Raw genomic sequence first — 17,226 nt, 5'->3', positions numbered from 1 at the left:
AATTTATGAGCACACTCAAAGCTAAGCGCGCCTTATTTTCATACCCTAAATATTGGGCTGAATGTTATGGCACCGCGCCATTTTTACCTACTACACGTGAAGAAATGGATGCACTTGGCTGGGATAGCTGCGACATAATTATTATCAGTGGCGACGCGTACGTTGATCATCCTAGTTTTGGTATGGCGGTAATTGGCCGTGTACTTGAAGCGCAAGGCTTTAGAGTGGGCATTATTGCCCAGCCAGCATGGGACTCTAAAGATGCATTTATGGAGCTAGGCAGACCGAATTTATTTTTTGGTGTAACAGCTGGGAACATGGATTCAATGATCAACCGCTATACTGCCGAAAAGCGTATGCGTCATGATGATGCTTACACACCTGATAACGTCGGCGGTAAACGCCCCGATCGTGCCGTAATGATTTACTCGCAAAAATGCCGTGAAGCATACAAAGGTATCCCAATTGTTATTGGTGGTATTGAAGCTAGCCTTCGTCGTATTGCTCATTATGATTATTGGCAAGAAAAAGTACGTCGTAGTATTTTGTTTGATGCAAAAGCGGATATTTTAATTTATGGCAACGCAGAGCGCCCGTTAGTTGAAGTTGCACACCGTATTGCGGCGGGCGAAATGATGGATACGATTCAGGATATTCGCGGCACGGCTGTTATTCGAAAAGAGCCCCTACCTGGTTGGCGTGGCAGTGATTCTACCGCTATTGATAAAATTGGTAAAATCGACCCTATTCCAAACCCATATGGCGCGGATGATGTTGGCTGTAGTAAATCTGAATTTAAACAAGCCGGTATTGATTTAAAAGCTGAAGCTGCAAAACCAATTATGGTTCAGCCTGCGCGACCTAAACCGTGGGAAAAAACCTACGTTAAGTTACCTGCTTATGAGCAAGTAAGTGTTAACAAACCTTTGTACGCCCACGCCTCGCGCATTTTGCATCAAGAAACAAATCCTGGTTGTGCAAGAGCGCTGTTTCAGCGACACGGCGATCGTTCTATTTGGGTAAACCCGCCAGCATACCCGTTAGAAACACATGAAATGGATGCTGTATTTGGTTTGCCGTATCAGCGTATTCCTCACCCAAGTTATGGTGATGCTAAAATACCTGCTTACGATATGATTAAAACATCAGTTAATATTATGCGTGGCTGTTTTGGTGGTTGTTCGTTTTGCTCAATTACAGAGCATGAAGGGCGCATTATTCAAAGTCGTTCGCAAGAATCTATTATTGAAGAAATTGAACAAATTAGAGATAAAGTTCCCGGCTTTACTGGTGTTATTTCTGATTTAGGTGGTCCAACGGCGAATATGTATAAGCTGCGCTGTACGAGCAAAAAGGCAGAGAGTACCTGTAGACGCTTATCATGTGTATATCCTGATATTTGTAAACACATGGATACAGATCATACGCCAACAATAGATTTGTATAAAAAAGCACGTGAAGTTAAGGGTATTAAAAAGGTATTGATTGCTTCAGGTGTACGTTACGATTTAGCTGTACGCGACCCTCGTTACGTTAAAGAGTTAGTAACGCATCATGTGGGTGGCTACTTAAAAATAGCGCCAGAGCATACTGAGGATGGTCCATTATCAAAAATGATGAAACCAGGTATGGGTGCGTACGATCAATTTAAAGAACTATTTGATAAGTACTCTAAAGAAGCCGGTAAAAAGCAGTATTTAATTCCTTACTTTATATCTGCTCACCCAGGTACAAAAGATGAAGACATGGTAAACATGGCTTTATGGCTTAAATCAAACGACTTTAAGCTTGATCAGGTACAAAATTTTTACCCATCACCTATGGCTAATGCGACGACTATTTACCATACAGAGATGAACTCTTTACGTAATATAAAAAACAACTCAGAAGTTGTTCCAGTACCTAAAGGCGCTCGCCAGCGTAGATTGCATAAAGCTATTTTACGCTACCATGATGCAGCAGGTTGGCCGATGATACGTGAAGCACTACGTAAAATGGGTAAAGCTAATTTAATTGGTAAAGGGTCTAACTGTTTAGTGCCAGAAGAAGGGCGTGATGAAAAAATAGGTAAAGGCGGTAAAAAAGGCGGGCGACCAGCATTAACGCGACATACCGGTTTTAGCCAATTTAAAAAGGCAAACACTAAACCAAAAGTAGGTGGTAATCGTCAAAGTACACGTTAGTAATTCAATCTGCCAGTTATTAGTTTAATTGCGATACGCGCTTTTCAGCCTTCGTAATACGTAAGTTGAGTTAACCTTGCTCTTTATTATCAATATTATTGTAGATGATAAAGAGTGAGCTTTTAGAGCCCCCTCTTTGAGCTGCGCGTATTTAGTGCCTATATATTTGCAGTCAGTTCTTCCTTATAACGTTGATGATAACCACAAACGTAATTTAAGTGACCATAACGGCTGAATACCTGTTAGCCCTTGCGTCATTTTATTATCTTTTAAGATTATATAAGATGGCGTGACTTGCCCTTGCCAATCGGTAAATATTTCACTGTGTTGATCGTTGACGGTCGTAAAACTGTAGCCATGATCATTTAGATAGTTATGTAGTTCTTGATCAGAACCTGATTTTATTGCGATGCTCACGACAGGATAATTATTCTCGTTTGCGAGTTCGTTTATGGCAGGGGAGGTAATACTACAAATAGAGCACCAAGTTCCCCAAAAATACACAAGGGTTGGTTTATCTTGGCTCATTGCTGCTAGATCAATGTTTTGCCCTTTATAATCTGTTAATTGTAATTGAGGATTTGCTGGCATGACAGGTTGCCGCCACCAATTGACGGCGGTATAAATGACGAAAAATATAGAGCCATATACCAATACACTTTTTAATATGGATACGCTTTTTTGTTTTAGCGTTTTTTTGGGTGTCACTTTTTTATTCTTGATATTCGTTGTCATAATTGCTGCTTTACCCTAAGTATTTTTTACTTTAGTTATTTGCAAAAAATTCTAATTTATACCAGCAACCAGGTAGCAGTTCCTAAAAAGGCGAATATACCAACAATATCTGTCACAGTGGTTAGCACCACACTCCCTGCAAGTGCGGGGTCTATATTCATTCTTTTAAGTATTATTGGAATACTTGCGCCAGCCACACCAGCCACGACTAAGTTCATAAACATAGCGAAGGCAAGTACACCACCAAGCATAAAGTCCCATTGCCATAGGGCAATAACACCTGCAATTAATAATGACCACAAAATACCGTTTAATGCACCAATGGCAAGTTCTTTCATCATTAAAAAGCGTTGGTTTGTTTGGTTTATATGGCCTACCGCAATACCGCGTATAACAAGCGTTAACGATTGACTTCCTGCAACGCCACCCATAGAAGGGACAATACCGTTTAGTACCGCCAAAATAGGTAAAACATCTAGTGTTCCTTCAAAAAAGCTAGCAACAAAGGCCGCTGCAAGTGCGGTTAGTAAATTGACACCTAACCAAACTGAGCGCTTTTTAGAGCTTTTGAGTACTGGCGCAAAGGTATCTTCTTCATCATCTAGACCGGCTAAGCCTAGTAAACTATGCTCTGCATCTTCTCGAATTACGTCAACAATATCATCGATAGTGACACGACCAAGTAATTGATCGTTATCATCCACAACAGGTGCTGATATCCAATTATGGCGCTCAAATAGTTGCGCGACTTCACTTTCATCCATTGAAATTGGGATTGATTCACAATCTTCATCCATTAAATCGCGAACAATTTTTTCAGGTGGGTTCGTTAATAACGTACTCAGTGATAGAGCGCCTATAAAACAGTTGTGTTTATCAACAACATATAGATCATCTGTACCTTCTGGTAGCTCCCCACGTAGCCTAATATATCTAAGTACAACATCGAGCGTTACATCAGGGCGAATGGTTACCGTATCGGTGTTCATTAGCGCGCCAGCTGAACGCTCTTGATATGAAAGTGCTTGCGTTGCACGCTCACGGTCTTGAATATCCATCGCGCTGACAACGTCTTTATAAACGGTGTCTGGTAAACTACGGAGTACTTCACCTAAGTCATCGTGGCCCATGTCTTCAGTTGCGGCTGCAATGTGCTCAGGTTCCATTTGGGCAATAATGCCTAAACGAACATCTTCGGAAAGCTCTTCAAGAACATCACCTTGTACATCAGGGTCAACCAATTGCCAAAGTAGTCGGCGAATTTTATGCGGCGATGACTCTAATAATAATGCGGTATCACAAGGAGCTGTTTTTGCTAACATCCGCCTAACTTGAACAAATTGACCACTGTTAAGCGACTTTGTCACTTGTTTTAATTGTTGTAGTGGATAGTCTTGTTCAAAAGCTTCAGGCATTGGCGTCCTTATTGATTTTTATATAACTATGGATAGGGAGGTTTATTAATGGGGTAATTAACCACATTTAGTTTATCTTAGTTTCGGTTTTTAGCTAAGTGCTATTCTTCTTCATTAAAGCGTTGTGCTATCAATTGACCAACGGCATGTAAAGCTTGTTCGGCATCAGGGCCCTCACACACTACTTTCACCTCTTTTCCTTGACTGCTTTCCAGTAGCATTAAAGCCAATACACTGTCCCCAGGCGCTTCTTTATCATCTTGATATATCATGATTGAGGCATCAAATTTAATAGCAAGTTGCGCTAATACTGTAGCGGCTCTTGCATGAAGTCCTAATTTATTTTTTATTAAAAAAGTGTCTTCTAAACGCATAAGTTACTCTACCTAAGCTGAACAGATGATTATTTTGAATGAGTTATTTTTCTTGTTCTCTATGGCGGATTTTTACATTTGGATGTGTCATCGAAAAACTTTCACCAATCGTTTGTGCTAAATATACTGAGCGATGTTGCCCACCAGTACAACCTATAGCAATAGTTAAGTAGCTACGGTTATTTCGCTCTAAATGTGGCAACCATGTTTGTACAAAAGTTTGAATTTGCCAAGTGAACTTTTGGACAATGCTGTGGCTGGCTAAGTAATCCTTTACGGGTTGGTCTAAGCCATTTAAAGGTTTTAATTCTGGCTCCCAATGTGGATTAGGTAAAAAGCGTGCATCAAAGACATAATCAGCTTCTTTAGGAATGCCGTGTTTAAAGCCAAATGACTCAAAAGTAACAATGAGTTGTTTATCTTTTTTACCCAGAATTTTTTCACGAATTGATTCAGCAAGTTGATGAACACTTAAATCACTCGTGTCGATCATATAGTCAGCGCGAGTAGTGAGAACATCGAGTAGTTCTTTTTCTTTTTTTATAGCTAAATCAAGAGGTAATGAGTCAACTGATAACGGGTGTAGACGGCGAGTCTCAGAAAAACGTTTAATTAATGTTTGATCCTCACTGTCTAGATAAAACAGAGTCGGTTTAGCAAAGCCAGGTAAGTATTCAAGGATATCGTTAAATTCATCTTGCTCTTTTGGTAAATTACGGACATCAATACTAACTGCAATTTTGTCGTAGTTATCAGATACACTTCTCACTAAAGAAGGTAGCAGATTAATTGGAATATTATCTACGCAATAATAACCTAAATCTTCAACTACGCGTAAAGCAACCGATTTTCCAGAACCGGAACGGCCACTTATGATAATTAATTCCATTTATCACCCATTATGTTAATTACGATTGTTCTACAATAACTTGATACAGTTCAGTATCTGATTTTGCGCTGCGTAACTGTTTACAAAAATCTTTATTATTTAGTTTATCAGCTATCGTTGCGAGCGTCTTTAAGTGCTGCTGGTTATCGCCATCAGGTACGATGAGAGCAACAAATATATCAACAGGGCGATTATCTATTGCATCAAAATTAATAGGTGTTTCGCTTACTAATACGAGTGCTAAAGGCTCTTCTGCACCGCTCATTCGCCCATGAGGGATTGCAATACCTCTTCCTATACCAGTGCTTCCCAGTTTTTCTCTATTCATTAAGGCGCTGAGAATATCTTGTTGAGAAAGATATGGGAGCTTGTCATGAGCAAGTTGACTGATGAACTCTAAAATTCTTTTTTTACTATTAAAAAGGACCGCAGCTCTGCTGCAGTCCTGGCATATAAGTGAACTTAATTTCATAATATTAGTGTCGAGCAAGCTTCTCTTTGTGTTTAATAACTTGGCGATCGAGCTTGTCAATCAGCGAGTCAATGGCGGCGTACATATCTTGATGTTCAGTAGAGGCAAATAACTCAGCTCCACTTACATGAATCGTTGCCTCAGCTTTTTGGTTTAATTTTTCTATATCAAGAATGACATGAACATTATTAATATGATCTGAGTGTCTTTCTAGCTTCGCAAATTTGGTATTTACATAATCTCTTAATGAATCAGTTACTTCTACGTGACGACCAGTTAAGTTTAGTTGCATAAGCATTACCCTCTTTGTTTAGCGTCTTAAATCAAACTTTTTCGCTGATTTGACGGTGGAATAGCTAGAGATTCGCGATACTTTGCGATTGTACGTCTCGCTACTTTTATTCCTTGCTCAGCTAATATATCTGCAATTTTACTATCACTCAATGGTTTTGCTGAGTTTTCTGCTGCGATTAATTTTTTAATGAGAGCGCGTATTGCTGTTGATGAGCATTCGCCTCCATTTTCAGTACTTACATGGCTTGAGAAAAAATATTTAAGCTCAAAAATACCGCGAGGTGTATGCATATATTTTTGAGTTGTTACGCGTGAAATAGTTGATTCGTGCATTTCGACCATCTCTGCTACATCATTTAAAACCATTGGTTTCATGGCTTCGGGGCCATGCTCAAAAAAACCTTGTTGTTGCTTAACAATACAATTAGTTACTTTTAATAGTGTATCGTTTCTACTTTCTAAACTTTTAATAAACCATTTAGCTTCTTGTAGATGCGAGCGAATAAACTGGCTATCACCACTTGATTTAACGGTGCGTGACATTGCTGCATATTGGCTGTTGACTCTGATTTTAGGCATGCTATCTGGGTTTAGTTCAACAACCCAGCGACCTTTTATTTTTTTCACCGATACATCAGGAATTACATACTCAGATTCTTCTCTAACTATAGTATCCGCCGGTTTTGGGCTAAGAGTATGTATTAAAGTCATTATTTCTTTAAGCTCTTCTTCTTTGAGCTTTGTTTTTTTCATTAATGTACGATAGTCGCGAGCAGCTAATAGATCAATGTGCTCGGTTAAAATCATTTTTGTTTCATTAATATAGGGTGTTTCTTTATCGTATTGGTTCAGCTGAATACATAAGCATTCTTGTAAACTACGTGCTGCAATACCAACAGGGTCAAACAATTGAATTCGTTTTAAAACAGCTTCTATTTCGTCAAGTTCAACTTCGTTGTCTTCTTCGTTCTCTTGATTAAAACTTTCTAAAATTTCTTCGCAGCTCAGCGTTAAAATACCCGAATCATCGACGGCTTCAACAATCGCAATCGCAATCGCTTCATCGGTAGGACTAAAGGGAGTCAGTTGTAGTTGCCACATTAGGTATTCATGGAGCGTTTCAGTTGAGGAGCCTTGGTATATAGATTCATCTTCAGGCATTGGTCCTGATGATGACGCTGGGGCTGCGCTCATATATTCATCCCAACTAACATCCATAGCCATTTCATCACTTAGCGTATCTTTAGCAAGTGCTTCACCACTGTCTTGCTCATATTCGCTCGGAACATCATCAGCATTTGCGCTAACAGTTACATCGTCGTTATCTGCTTTTTGCTCGTTTTTACCAGCAGAATCTTCGGCGTAATCTTGCTCTTCAACCTCTAATAGGGGGTTGCTGTCGAGTGCTTCTTGTATTTCTTGCTGGAGATCCAATGTACTGAGTTGCAGCAGGCGAATTGCTTGTTGCAGCTGTGGAGTCATTGTAAGTTGCTGGCCCATGCGCAGCTGTAATGATTGCCTCATGTATCTCTAACAATCCTTTTATGTTGTTATAATTAATACTAGCAGATGCTTAAAGACATGGCGTAAATGTTACAGCCTAAATTGTTCGCCTAAATAAACATCACGTACTGTTTTATCGTTTAATACGTGCTCTGGTGTACCAGAAGCAATTAACTCACCATGAGAAACTATGTAGGCTTTTTCGCAAACATCAAGAGTTTCTCTTACATTATGGTCGGTAATTAACACACCAATACCACGATTTTTAAGATGTTCTATTATTTTCTTTATATCTAACACTGAAATAGGGTCAACACCAGCAAAAGGCTCATCAAGCAATATAAATTTAGGATCAGCGGCTAGTGCTCGCGCTATTTCAACTCGGCGACGCTCGCCTCCTGATAATGCCATACCTTGGCTATCACGAATGTGCTGAATACTAAATTCATCTAATAAATTGTTAAGTGTGTCTTCTCTTGCTTGCTTATTTAGCTCTTTACGTGTTTCTAAAATAGCCATTAAATTTTGATAAACAGTAAGCTTTCTAAAAATTGATGATTCTTGGGGTAAGTAACCAATGCCTAATCTAGCACGACTATGCATAGGTAAAAGAGTAATATCGTTATCGTCGATAGAAATCTTGCCTTTATCACTAGGTACAAGGCCTACAATCATATAAAACGTTGTGGTTTTACCTGCACCATTAGGGCCAAGTAACCCGACTATGCTGCCAGCCTTTACTTCCAGACCTACATTTTTTACAACTTCACGGCCTTTATAACTTTTAGCTAATAGTTCTGCTTTTAATGTACTCATGGCTGACCTTTATCGTTTTTTTCTTTTTTAGTCTCAATAGGTACTAAAATAGTATGCACACGATCGGTTGAGTTTTCGTCTTTTTCAGCGCTAATTAATTGCTGTTGCATATCGTAAGTAATACTCTTGGCATTTATTTTTTGACCCGCTTGCGATACTTGTGCATCGCCAATAAGGGTTAAAAATCGTTTAGCTACATCATAACGAACTTCGTTTGCGCTGGCGCTCATTATAGTGCCATCAGTTTGTTTTTCTTCGAAATATGCAGGGCTACCAGTTGCAATTAGTAGCTGTTTATTATCGCCTAATTCATCACGTTTATGTACTTCTAAACGGTCGGCTGTAATACGGCGGTTGCCGTGAATAATCTCAACATTTTTTTCAAAAATTCCGACGTTTTCTTTTAATTGGCCTTCTTGTTTGTCGGCACTTATTGATATTTGATTCGCTGCAGGTTGAATCGCTTGTTCAGCAGCGCTAAGGTTGAAAGCTAGTATAAGTGTCGGAATAATAAGTATTTTTGAAATTTTATTGGTCATAATATATAGTTCGCGTATGGTTAATAAGTTTTATCACTTCAGTTTTTAAATCGGCTTCAAGGCCTTTACCGGTGATCTTTAAATTGGGTCCCGTAACAATAACGGGTTGCTCTGAACGCATCGTGAGTAGTTTTATATCTACTTGAATATTATCCGCATTAATCTTGTCTATCATTGCATTATCAGTAAGATTCTTGGCAACCACGTTACCTTCTAAAATTAATTGTTTTCCTTCATATAACGTTGCTTCGTCTGCATTTATTCGCCATGTTTGTTTTTCGTTATATAAGGTGAAAATGGGCTTTTCAAAAAAGGTAAAGCCTAACTGTTGATATAATTCCATTTTAGCAGCTGTAACTTTATGATTAATTTTACCATTTTCATCATAGGCCGTTTGTTTTAGCTCAATAGCAATATAATCAGGCTTAGCGATAACTTCAGCTTCAACCTGAGCTGTCATATTTGTTTGTGCAAAATAAGGGTACCAAAGCCAAACCATACAGCTGATGAATAAAACGCTTAAAATTATGCGCGCTGTATTCATGAACTAGTACCTTTGCTAGTAAGTGGTTTGTCGTTCTCTAGCATAAGTAAGTCGGTTAGTTCTCTCACTGCGCCAAAACCACCCAGCATCTGTGTCGTGTAATGTGATAAACGCTTGATTAGTGGGTGAGCATCGTTAACTGCAACGGCAAACCCAACTAATTCCATTACCGGCATATCGGGGCCATCATCACCAATGTAGGCAATTTGATCATCACTTAGGTGAAGCTTGTTTTTTAGCTCTTCGTAAGCAATAAGCTTGTTTTCTTGACCTTGATAAATATGTTGTACTGTTAAACTGGTCATACGTTGTTGCACTATCTGCGAATGGCGACCAGTAATAACAGCCACTTCAAAGCCACTGTTTATAAGCGCTTTAATGCCAAAACCATCTTTTGTATTAAATGCTTTGAGCTCTTCACCTTGATTGCCAAGATAAATTCGGCCATCAGAAAATACACCATCAATATCGCATATAAGTAATTTTACTTTTTTAGCACGTGCTTTTGCATCAGCACTCAGCGGTTGATAGAGTTCTTCAAATTGCATTTATAATACTCCTGCTTTTAATAAGTCTTGCATATTTAGTGCGCCAATAGGCTGGTTTTGCTCATTAACAACAATCAAGCCATTTATACGTTTGTGTTCCATTATATTAAGCGCTTCAGCAGCTAAAATATCTTGTGTAGCTGTTGTGCATGACCTAGTCATAACAAGGTCTATTTGTGTTGTATGAATATCTAGTCTTTGCTCTAAAATACGGCGTAAATCACCGTCGGTAAATAATCCCACTAGCTGATTACTTTTATCAACAATGGCTGTCATACCAAGGCCTTTGGCTGACATTTCAATAAGTGCATCTTTTACGGTTTGTGAAACGCTAATAATAGGTGTATTTGCGCCGCTGTGCATAACATCTTTTAAGGTTAGTAATAATCGTTTGCCTAAACTGCCCCCAGGGTGAGAAAGCGCAAAATCATCGGCGGTAAAACCACGAGCTTCTAACAGAGCCACTGCCATCGCATCGCCCATAGCAAGAGTCGCTGTAGTGCTCGCCGTTGGTGCTAACCCTAAAGAGCATGCTTCTTTTTCTACTTTAATGCATACATGTACATTTGCATGTGTTGCCATGGTCGATTTAGTATTGCCTGTCATGGTGATTATTTTTGCGCCAAGGCGTTTTAAAACAGGGATAATATTTAAAACTTCACTCGTCTCACCTGAGTTTGAAATAAGCATGACAACATCGTTTTTGGTGATCATTCCTAAATCGCCATGGCTAGCTTCGCCTGGGTGTACAAAAAAGGCAGGGCTTCCTGTACTTGCAAGTGTTGCTGCAATTTTATTACCTATATGGCCTGATTTACCCATGCCAATAACAATAATTCGACCTTCGCAGTCAAACATTAATTGGCATGCTTGATGAAAGTTTTCATCTACATATTGCGCTATGTCATTAAGTGCTTGGCGTTCAATATTGAGAACACGAAGACCCTGTTCGATAAAGTTCAGCGTCGTCATTATTTACCCTACTTGACTAAAAATATACCCTTGGTAGCCCAAAAATGCGATAAGCAATAAGCCACCTTCCACTCTATTGATGCGTTGGGTGCCTCTAAAGTTCAATGACATGATGATAAGAGCAAATGTTGCACCAATCATAATGAGTATATCTCGACTCGCTACTGACGGATCGATAATGGATGGATTAATAATACCTGCGAGCGGTAACACAGCCAATATATTAAAAATGTTTGAACCAACAATATTGCCTAGAGCTAAATCATCTTCATTTTTTAATACACCGGCAATTGAAGCTGCAAGCTCCGGTAAGCTCGTGCCAATGGCAATAATAGTTAAGCCAATGACTAGATCGCTTAGGCCAAAGTATTTAGCTATGTCGACTGCGGAACCAATTAAAAAATGTGAGCTAACAGGGAGTAGAACCATGCCAATAACTAACCAAAATACCGCTTTTTTAGTTGGTACATCGTTAGGTACGTCGTCACAGGCTTCGGTTATAAATGGGTCATCTTGGTTTTTTGCGCGCAGTGAAATAATAATCAAACCGCCTATAAACACGATAAAGCCAATAAGTAAGGCGATACCTTCGGCTAATGAAAAATAATTGTCTGAAAAAATATACCAGGTAGCGAATGATATCAGCAAGACCAGTGGCATTTCGCGTTTTAATGTACTTGAAGATACAGACAGAGGTCTAAATAACGCTGTAATACCTAACACAAGTAGAATGTTTGTTATGTTTGAACCGACAGCGTTACCAACTGCAGTATCTGTTTTATTTGCGAGCGCTGCAGAAGCGGAAACCATCATCTCTGGGGCTGACGAACCCATTGCCACAACAGTTAAGCCTACAATTAGGGTTGGTACGCCAAAGTTTTTTGCAAGTGCCGCTGCGCCATAAACAAACCTGTCTGCACTCCAAACAAGAGCCGCAAAACCAAGAATTAAAATAACAAACGAGGTAACCATTATATTAAGCCAGTTATTCAAAATACAGATGGCGCGAATAGTAACAAAAGCAAAGGTGAAAGTATAAATAAAAGAGTCAGGTCAACTCTAATTACAATAACTTGTTGAATAATATTTTAAGGCGCTTATATCAGCACCTTAAGCTGCAGTTAAGCCGTTATAAACGAGTCTTATACTCCTTTTTGCAAGTGTATTACAAAATCTTACGAATTGTTTTTTCCATCTTGGTTAAAAAAGCTTTAAAATAGGTGCACTAGTGAATATTGTTATGGAGAGCGACTTGTCGCAATCAATAGTAGAAGTCAAGGATGTTAGCTTTTCGAGAGGCGATAGAAGCATATATAAAAATATGAGCTTTAGCGTTCCTAAAGGTAAAATCACTGCGATTATGGGGCCAAGCGGAATTGGTAAAACGACCATGTTGCGTTTAATTGGCGGTCAACTTAAGCCTGACTCCGGTGATATTTTATTTGAAGGTGGTAGTATCCCAAATATGTCGCGCAAAGAACTCTACGAAGCGCGAACTAAAATGAGTATGCTTTTTCAAAGTGGTGCGTTGTTTACTGATATGTCGGTATTCGATAATATAGCGTTCCCAATTAGGGAGCACACTGAGTTGAGTGAAGACCTAATTCGGTTGGTTGTGCTAATGAAATTGCAAGCTGTTGGGCTACGCGGAGCGAAAGATTTAATGCCTTCTGAATTATCGGGAGGTATGGCTAGGCGCGCAGCTCTGGCACGTGCTATTGCGCTCGACCCTGAACTTATAATGTACGATGAACCATTTGCAGGCCAAGATCCTATTTCTATGGGGGTGTTGGTTAAATTAATTAAGTCACTCAACGAAGTGCTTGGTTTATCTTCTTTAATTGTAACCCATGATGTTAACGAGGTAATGAGTATTGCTGACCACGTTATTATTATAGCTGATCAGGGTGTAATTGGTTGTGGAACACCTGACGAAATGCGCAATCATGAGTCTCCTTTAGTGCAACAGTTTTTAAAAGGTTTGTCTGATGGTCCCGTGCCTTTTCATTTTCCAGCTCAAACATATGCAGATGAGTTGCTTGGAGAAAAAGCATAATGTTGGATTTATTTCAAAAATTAGGGCATAAGACGCTAGGTCGTTTTGCGGCTCTGGGTCGCTCAACTTATATGCTTTTTGGCGCACTTGTAAATGTACCTAACTTTAAAAAGGGTACACCTCTACTTATTCGTCAGCTCTACATGGTGGGTTCGCAATCTTTGCTCATTATTATGGTGTCAGGTTTATTTATCGGTATGGTCTTGGCATTACAAGGTTATACGGTATTAGTTGGATATGGTGCAGAGGATAGTTTAGGGCCATTAGTGGCATTAAGTTTATTACGAGAACTCGGGCCTGTTGTTACAGCGTTATTATTTGCAGGGCGAGCGGGCAGTGCGCTTACTGCAGAAATAGGCTTAATGAAAGCAACAGAACAGTTATCATCATTAGAAATGATGGCAATTGATCCACTAAAACGAATTATTGCACCGCGCTTTTGGGCAGGCTTTATAAGTATGCCGTTACTAGCGGTGATATTTTCAGCAGTGGCAATTATTGGTGCTCATTTAGTTGGAGTTGATTGGCTTGGTGTTGATACGGGTAGTTTTTGGTCAATTATGCAATCACAAGTATCGTTTCAGCAAGACATACTAAACGGTATTATTAAGAGCTTTGTATTCGCCATTGTGGTGACTTGGATAGCACTTTATAAAGGGTATGACTGTGTGCCGACCTCTGAAGGGATCAGTAAAGCAACCACCGAAACGGTTGTTCATTCGTCATTGGCGGTTTTAGGGTTTGACTTTATTTTGACAGCGGTAATGTTTACCAGCTAATAGGGTATAGATAATGAATTCACGGAAATTAGAAATTTTAGTTGGTTTTTTTGTGGCGTTAGGAATTTTAGCGTTTGCTATGCTTGCGCTTAAAGTCGCCAATTCAGGTATTAGCGGCTCAGGCGAGACGTACACACTTAATGCTAAATTTGAAAACATAGGGTCATTAAAGGCACGTGCACCAGTAAAAGTGGGCGGAGTCGTTATTGGTCGAGTAGAGTCAATTTATGTTCATCCACAGGAGTTCTTGCCAGTGGTTAATATGACCATTGATGCACAGTATTTATGTCGTTTTTCAGACACGAGCTCAATTTCAATTTTAACATCGGGTATTTTAGGTGAGCAGTATCTAGGTATCCACCCTGTTATTTCTCCTAATTCAGCAGAGCAACGCTGTTTAGGTCAAGTCGTAACCGAAAATAAGCAAGACGAAGCAATTGATGATTTATTTGGTGTAGACAGTAAAGCGTTAGGTGACGGTGATTCAATCACTGATACTAAGTCTGCCATTGTACTTGAAGAGTTAATTGGGCAGTTTTTATTCAACCAAGGTAGTGAGTAATTATTATGTTGAAAAAGTTTCTAGCTATTGTAGCAATTAGCACAATGACGCTAACTCAAAGCGTAAGTGCTGCAGATGTTAAACTAAATGATCCAAACAAAATGGTGCGTCAAGTAGCGGACAATACGTTTGCACGTATCAAAAAAGATCAGCCATTAATCATTAAAAATCAAGAGCATCTTCGTGTCATTGTTGAAGAAGAATTAATGCCTTATATTGACTACAAATATGCAGCACTTCGCGTGTTAGGCAGTGAAGTATCTAAAGTACGGGCAATTACAGATGAAGCTGAAAAAGCCCAAGCGATTAAAGATATTCAGCGCTTTATTGGTGTATTTAGAGAATATTTAGTTGCCACTTACGCTGGTGTATTTACACAATATACAAATCAAAAAGTTGAGTTTGGTGCTGAGCAACCATTTAAAGGTAAAGATGTCGTTGTTGTTAAAACTAAAATTCTTGAAGATGGCAAACCTGATATCAGAATAGACTTTAAAGTTCGTGAAGATCGCGATGGTGAATGGCGAGCTTACGATATGATTGCTGAAGGTATTAGTTTATTAGACGCCAAACAAAGCGAACTACAAGGTATTTTACGTCAGCAAGGTATTGACAATGTAAGCAACCTTTTAGAGCAAAAGAGTAAGTTACCTGTTCAATTTAGAGGCAGTAGCTCGAATGATTAAATTGGCAATTAGCCAAGTTGATGAACAGCAGTTTCGAGTAAGTGGTGAACTTACTCGAAATTCCATTAGTAATGAACGGCTTTTGAACGATAAGTTAATAACTAAGCATAAAACCACTTATTTTGACCTTAGTGAGGTATCAAGGGTTGACACAGCGGGCTTAGCTTGGTTAATTCACTCTTTTGCAGAATTTAAGCAGCAAGGCATTCGTCTTGAATTGCAAAATCCACCTGAACAATTGCAAAATTTAATGCAGTTGGGTCAAGTTACAACCCTATTTGAGTGAGAGTTATGGAAACTAGCCAAGTCGAAACATTATTACGCGATGAACTTCAATTAGCTGAAGTGCATGTAAAAGCTAATGGTAGTCATTATGAAGTAATTGCAGTTGGTGAATGCTTTGACGGTTTAAGCCGTGTTAAAAAGCAACAGCTAGTTTATGGTCCGTTGATGAATACAATTTCAGATGGCACAATTCACGCAGTTTCTATTCGCGCTTTCACTCCAACAGAGTGGAAACGTGAACAAAAATTTATTTTACCGCAATAAGTAAGGCCTCCTAAATGGATCAATTTGTAATTCAAGGTGGCACTTCACTTGCTGGTGAAGTTACTATTTCTGGTGCTAAAAATGCAGCGCTTCCTATTTTGTTTGCTGCTTTACTTGCTGATGGTAAAAGTACATTTACTAATGTTCCACGTTTACGTGACATTGTTACCACCGAAGCACTATTAAAAACTTTAGGTGCAGATGTTAATTGGCAAGGCGACACACTTATTATTGATGGCGCAACGGTAAATCAGACGCTTGCCCCTTACGAGCTCGTTAAACAAATGCGTGCTTCTGTGCTTGCACTAGGCCCTTTAGTGGCACGCTTTGGTGAAGCTCAGGTTTCATTACCAGGTGGTTGTGCTATTGGTGCTCGTCCTGTTGATATCCATATTCAAGGTTTAGAGCGCTTAGGCGCACAAATAAGCGTTGAAAATGGTTATATTAATGCCAAGGTAAATGGTCGCTTAAAAGGCGCTGAAATCTTTATGGAGATGGTTAGTGTTGGTGCTACTGAAAATTTACTGATGGCAGCAGCGCTTGCTGATGGAAAAACCATACTTGATAATGCCGCGCGTGAGCCTGAAATTATCGATTTAGCTAATTGTTTAATTGCAATGGGTGCTAAAATCACTGGTGCAGGTACTAGCCGTATCGAAGTAGAAGGTGTTGAGCGCTTGGCGGGTTGTGAGCATAGTATTTTGCCAGATAGAATTGAAACAGGTACATTTTTAGTGGCGGCTGCAATGGCTGGCGGTGAGGTACTTTGTAAGAATACTGATTTCCATTCACTTGAACCTGTGATTGAAAAGCTGCGTGCAACGAATGCATTACTTGAGGTGCATGATGACAGTATTTACTTAGATATGCGTGGCCGAGAGCTTAAAGCTGTTAATATTAAAACCGCTCCACATCCTGGTTTTCCTACTGATATGCAAGCTCAATTTACAGCATTGAATGTTGTGGCAAATGGCAGTGCAACGATTACAGAAACGATTTTTGAAAACCGTTTTATGCATGTGCCTGAGTTACAGCGCATGGGTGCTAATATTCGTCTTGAGGGCAACACGGCTATTTGTGGTGAAACCAAAAGCCTAAGCGGTGCGCAAGTTATGGCAACTGACTTACGTGCTTCAGCGAGTCTAATTTTAACAGGTATAGTCGCGCAAGGTGAAACCGTTGTTGACCGTATTTATCACGTTGACAGAGGATATCAGCGCATTGAAGATAAGCTCAGTGCATTAGGTGCTAATATTAAACGTAGAAGCAGTTAAAAGCGCCTAATATATGTAGGTCGGATATGTAAATAC

Annotated in this window: 21 protein-coding genes; 8 read left to right on the top strand and 13 right to left on the bottom strand. The window is 39.4% G+C overall.

The annotated features are described in order from the left end of the window. The first annotated feature begins 5 nt into the window (after positions 1–5). Complete coding sequence (locus tag DC53_RS11060; protein ID WP_033029550.1) at positions 6–2,183, top strand: YgiQ family radical SAM protein; 2,178 nt, start codon at positions 6–8, stop codon at positions 2,181–2,183. Between the two features lie 183 nt (positions 2,184–2,366). Here the strand turns inward: DC53_RS11060 and DC53_RS11065 are convergent, their stop codons facing one another. From DC53_RS11065 to DC53_RS11125, 13 genes are all read right to left on the bottom strand, one after another. After that, on the bottom strand, positions 2,367–2,918 hold the full coding sequence (locus DC53_RS11065; protein WP_007378294.1) for a protein disulfide oxidoreductase: 552 nt from the start codon (positions 2,916–2,918) through the stop codon (positions 2,367–2,369). A 56-nt stretch (positions 2,919–2,974) separates the two neighbouring features. Then, positions 2,975–4,333 (bottom strand): magnesium transporter, encoded by a 1,359-nt coding sequence (mgtE, locus tag DC53_RS11070; protein WP_007378295.1) that lies wholly within the window; start codon positions 4,331–4,333, stop codon positions 2,975–2,977. Positions 4,334–4,434: 101 nt separating this feature from the next. Next, a complete protein-coding gene (locus DC53_RS11075; protein ID WP_033029547.1) occupies positions 4,435–4,707 on the bottom strand; it encodes an HPr family phosphocarrier protein in 273 nt (90 codons plus the stop codon). 43 nt (positions 4,708–4,750) lie between these two features. Continuing rightward, positions 4,751–5,596, bottom strand: a complete 846-nt coding sequence (rapZ, locus tag DC53_RS11080) for an RNase adapter RapZ (RefSeq protein WP_007378297.1) — start codon at positions 5,594–5,596, stop codon at positions 4,751–4,753. Between the two features lie 19 nt (positions 5,597–5,615). Beyond that, positions 5,616–6,068 carry a PTS IIA-like nitrogen regulatory protein PtsN gene (gene ptsN, locus DC53_RS11085; RefSeq protein ID WP_033015583.1) on the bottom strand — a complete coding sequence of 151 codons (453 nt, stop codon included), beginning with the start codon at positions 6,066–6,068 and terminating at the stop codon, positions 5,616–5,618. Positions 6,069–6,072: 4 nt separating this feature from the next. Beyond that, a complete protein-coding gene (gene hpf, locus DC53_RS11090) occupies positions 6,073–6,360 on the bottom strand; it encodes a ribosome hibernation promoting factor (protein WP_007378299.1) in 288 nt (95 codons plus the stop codon). Positions 6,361–6,386: 26 nt separating this feature from the next. Next, positions 6,387–7,886: an RNA polymerase factor sigma-54 gene (locus tag DC53_RS11095; protein ID WP_007378300.1), complete on the bottom strand. Its 1,500-nt coding sequence runs from the start codon at positions 7,884–7,886 to the stop codon at positions 6,387–6,389. A gap of 69 nt (positions 7,887–7,955) precedes the next feature. Continuing rightward, positions 7,956–8,681, bottom strand: a complete 726-nt coding sequence (gene lptB / locus DC53_RS11100; protein WP_007378301.1) for an LPS export ABC transporter ATP-binding protein — start codon at positions 8,679–8,681, stop codon at positions 7,956–7,958. Continuing rightward, positions 8,678–9,220: a lipopolysaccharide transport periplasmic protein LptA gene (lptA, locus tag DC53_RS11105; protein WP_007378302.1), complete on the bottom strand. Its 543-nt coding sequence runs from the start codon at positions 9,218–9,220 to the stop codon at positions 8,678–8,680. The genes lptB and lptA overlap by 4 nt, the downstream gene beginning before the upstream one ends. Next, positions 9,210–9,764: an LPS export ABC transporter periplasmic protein LptC gene (gene lptC, locus DC53_RS11110; RefSeq protein ID WP_007378303.1), complete on the bottom strand. Its 555-nt coding sequence runs from the start codon at positions 9,762–9,764 to the stop codon at positions 9,210–9,212. Before lptC ends, lptA begins: the two co-directional genes overlap by 11 nt. Beyond that, on the bottom strand, positions 9,761–10,312 hold the full coding sequence (kdsC, locus tag DC53_RS11115) for a 3-deoxy-manno-octulosonate-8-phosphatase KdsC (RefSeq protein ID WP_007378304.1): 552 nt from the start codon (positions 10,310–10,312) through the stop codon (positions 9,761–9,763). Before kdsC ends, lptC begins: the two co-directional genes overlap by 4 nt. Then, on the bottom strand, positions 10,313–11,284 hold the full coding sequence (locus DC53_RS11120; RefSeq protein ID WP_033029545.1) for a KpsF/GutQ family sugar-phosphate isomerase: 972 nt from the start codon (positions 11,282–11,284) through the stop codon (positions 10,313–10,315). Between the two features lie 3 nt (positions 11,285–11,287). After that, positions 11,288–12,256 carry a calcium/sodium antiporter gene (locus DC53_RS11125; RefSeq protein WP_007378306.1) on the bottom strand — a complete coding sequence of 323 codons (969 nt, stop codon included), beginning with the start codon at positions 12,254–12,256 and terminating at the stop codon, positions 11,288–11,290. Positions 12,257–12,524: 268 nt separating this feature from the next. Between DC53_RS11125 and DC53_RS11130 the strand changes: the two genes are divergently transcribed. From DC53_RS11130 to murA, 7 genes are read left to right on the top strand one after another with little or no spacing between them, the layout of a single operon-like run. Further along, positions 12,525–13,340 carry an ATP-binding cassette domain-containing protein gene (locus tag DC53_RS11130; RefSeq protein WP_033015593.1) on the top strand — a complete coding sequence of 272 codons (816 nt, stop codon included), beginning with the start codon at positions 12,525–12,527 and terminating at the stop codon, positions 13,338–13,340. Beyond that, positions 13,340–14,119 carry a lipid asymmetry maintenance ABC transporter permease subunit MlaE gene (gene mlaE, locus DC53_RS11135; protein WP_007378308.1) on the top strand — a complete coding sequence of 260 codons (780 nt, stop codon included), beginning with the start codon at positions 13,340–13,342 and terminating at the stop codon, positions 14,117–14,119. The genes DC53_RS11130 and mlaE overlap by 1 nt, the downstream gene beginning before the upstream one ends. Before the next feature lie 13 nt (positions 14,120–14,132). Further along, entirely contained in the window at positions 14,133–14,681 is a 549-nt protein-coding gene (gene mlaD, locus DC53_RS11140) for an outer membrane lipid asymmetry maintenance protein MlaD (RefSeq protein ID WP_008135833.1), read from the top strand. A gap of 5 nt (positions 14,682–14,686) precedes the next feature. Beyond that, positions 14,687–15,367, top strand: a complete 681-nt coding sequence (locus DC53_RS11145) for an MlaC/ttg2D family ABC transporter substrate-binding protein (protein WP_007378310.1) — start codon at positions 14,687–14,689, stop codon at positions 15,365–15,367. Beyond that, entirely contained in the window at positions 15,360–15,653 is a 294-nt protein-coding gene (locus DC53_RS11150; protein WP_033029543.1) for an STAS domain-containing protein, read from the top strand. Before DC53_RS11145 ends, DC53_RS11150 begins: the two co-directional genes overlap by 8 nt. A gap of 5 nt (positions 15,654–15,658) precedes the next feature. Further along, on the top strand, positions 15,659–15,916 hold the full coding sequence (locus tag DC53_RS11155) for a BolA family protein (protein ID WP_007378312.1): 258 nt from the start codon (positions 15,659–15,661) through the stop codon (positions 15,914–15,916). 14 nt (positions 15,917–15,930) lie between these two features. Further along, the gene (murA, locus tag DC53_RS11160; protein WP_007378313.1) at positions 15,931–17,190 is read left to right on the top strand and encodes a UDP-N-acetylglucosamine 1-carboxyvinyltransferase; all 1,260 of its coding nucleotides are present in this window, start codon (positions 15,931–15,933) and stop codon (positions 17,188–17,190) included. Positions 17,191–17,226: the final 36 nt, after the last annotated feature.

Source organism: Pseudoalteromonas fuliginea (genome assembly GCF_000690055.1).
In the GTDB taxonomy this organism is placed as follows: Bacteria; Pseudomonadota; Gammaproteobacteria; order Enterobacterales; family Alteromonadaceae; genus Pseudoalteromonas; species Pseudoalteromonas fuliginea.
Note: the sequence above shows the minus strand (reverse complement) of the source record. Positions and strands in the feature narration are given on the sequence as shown.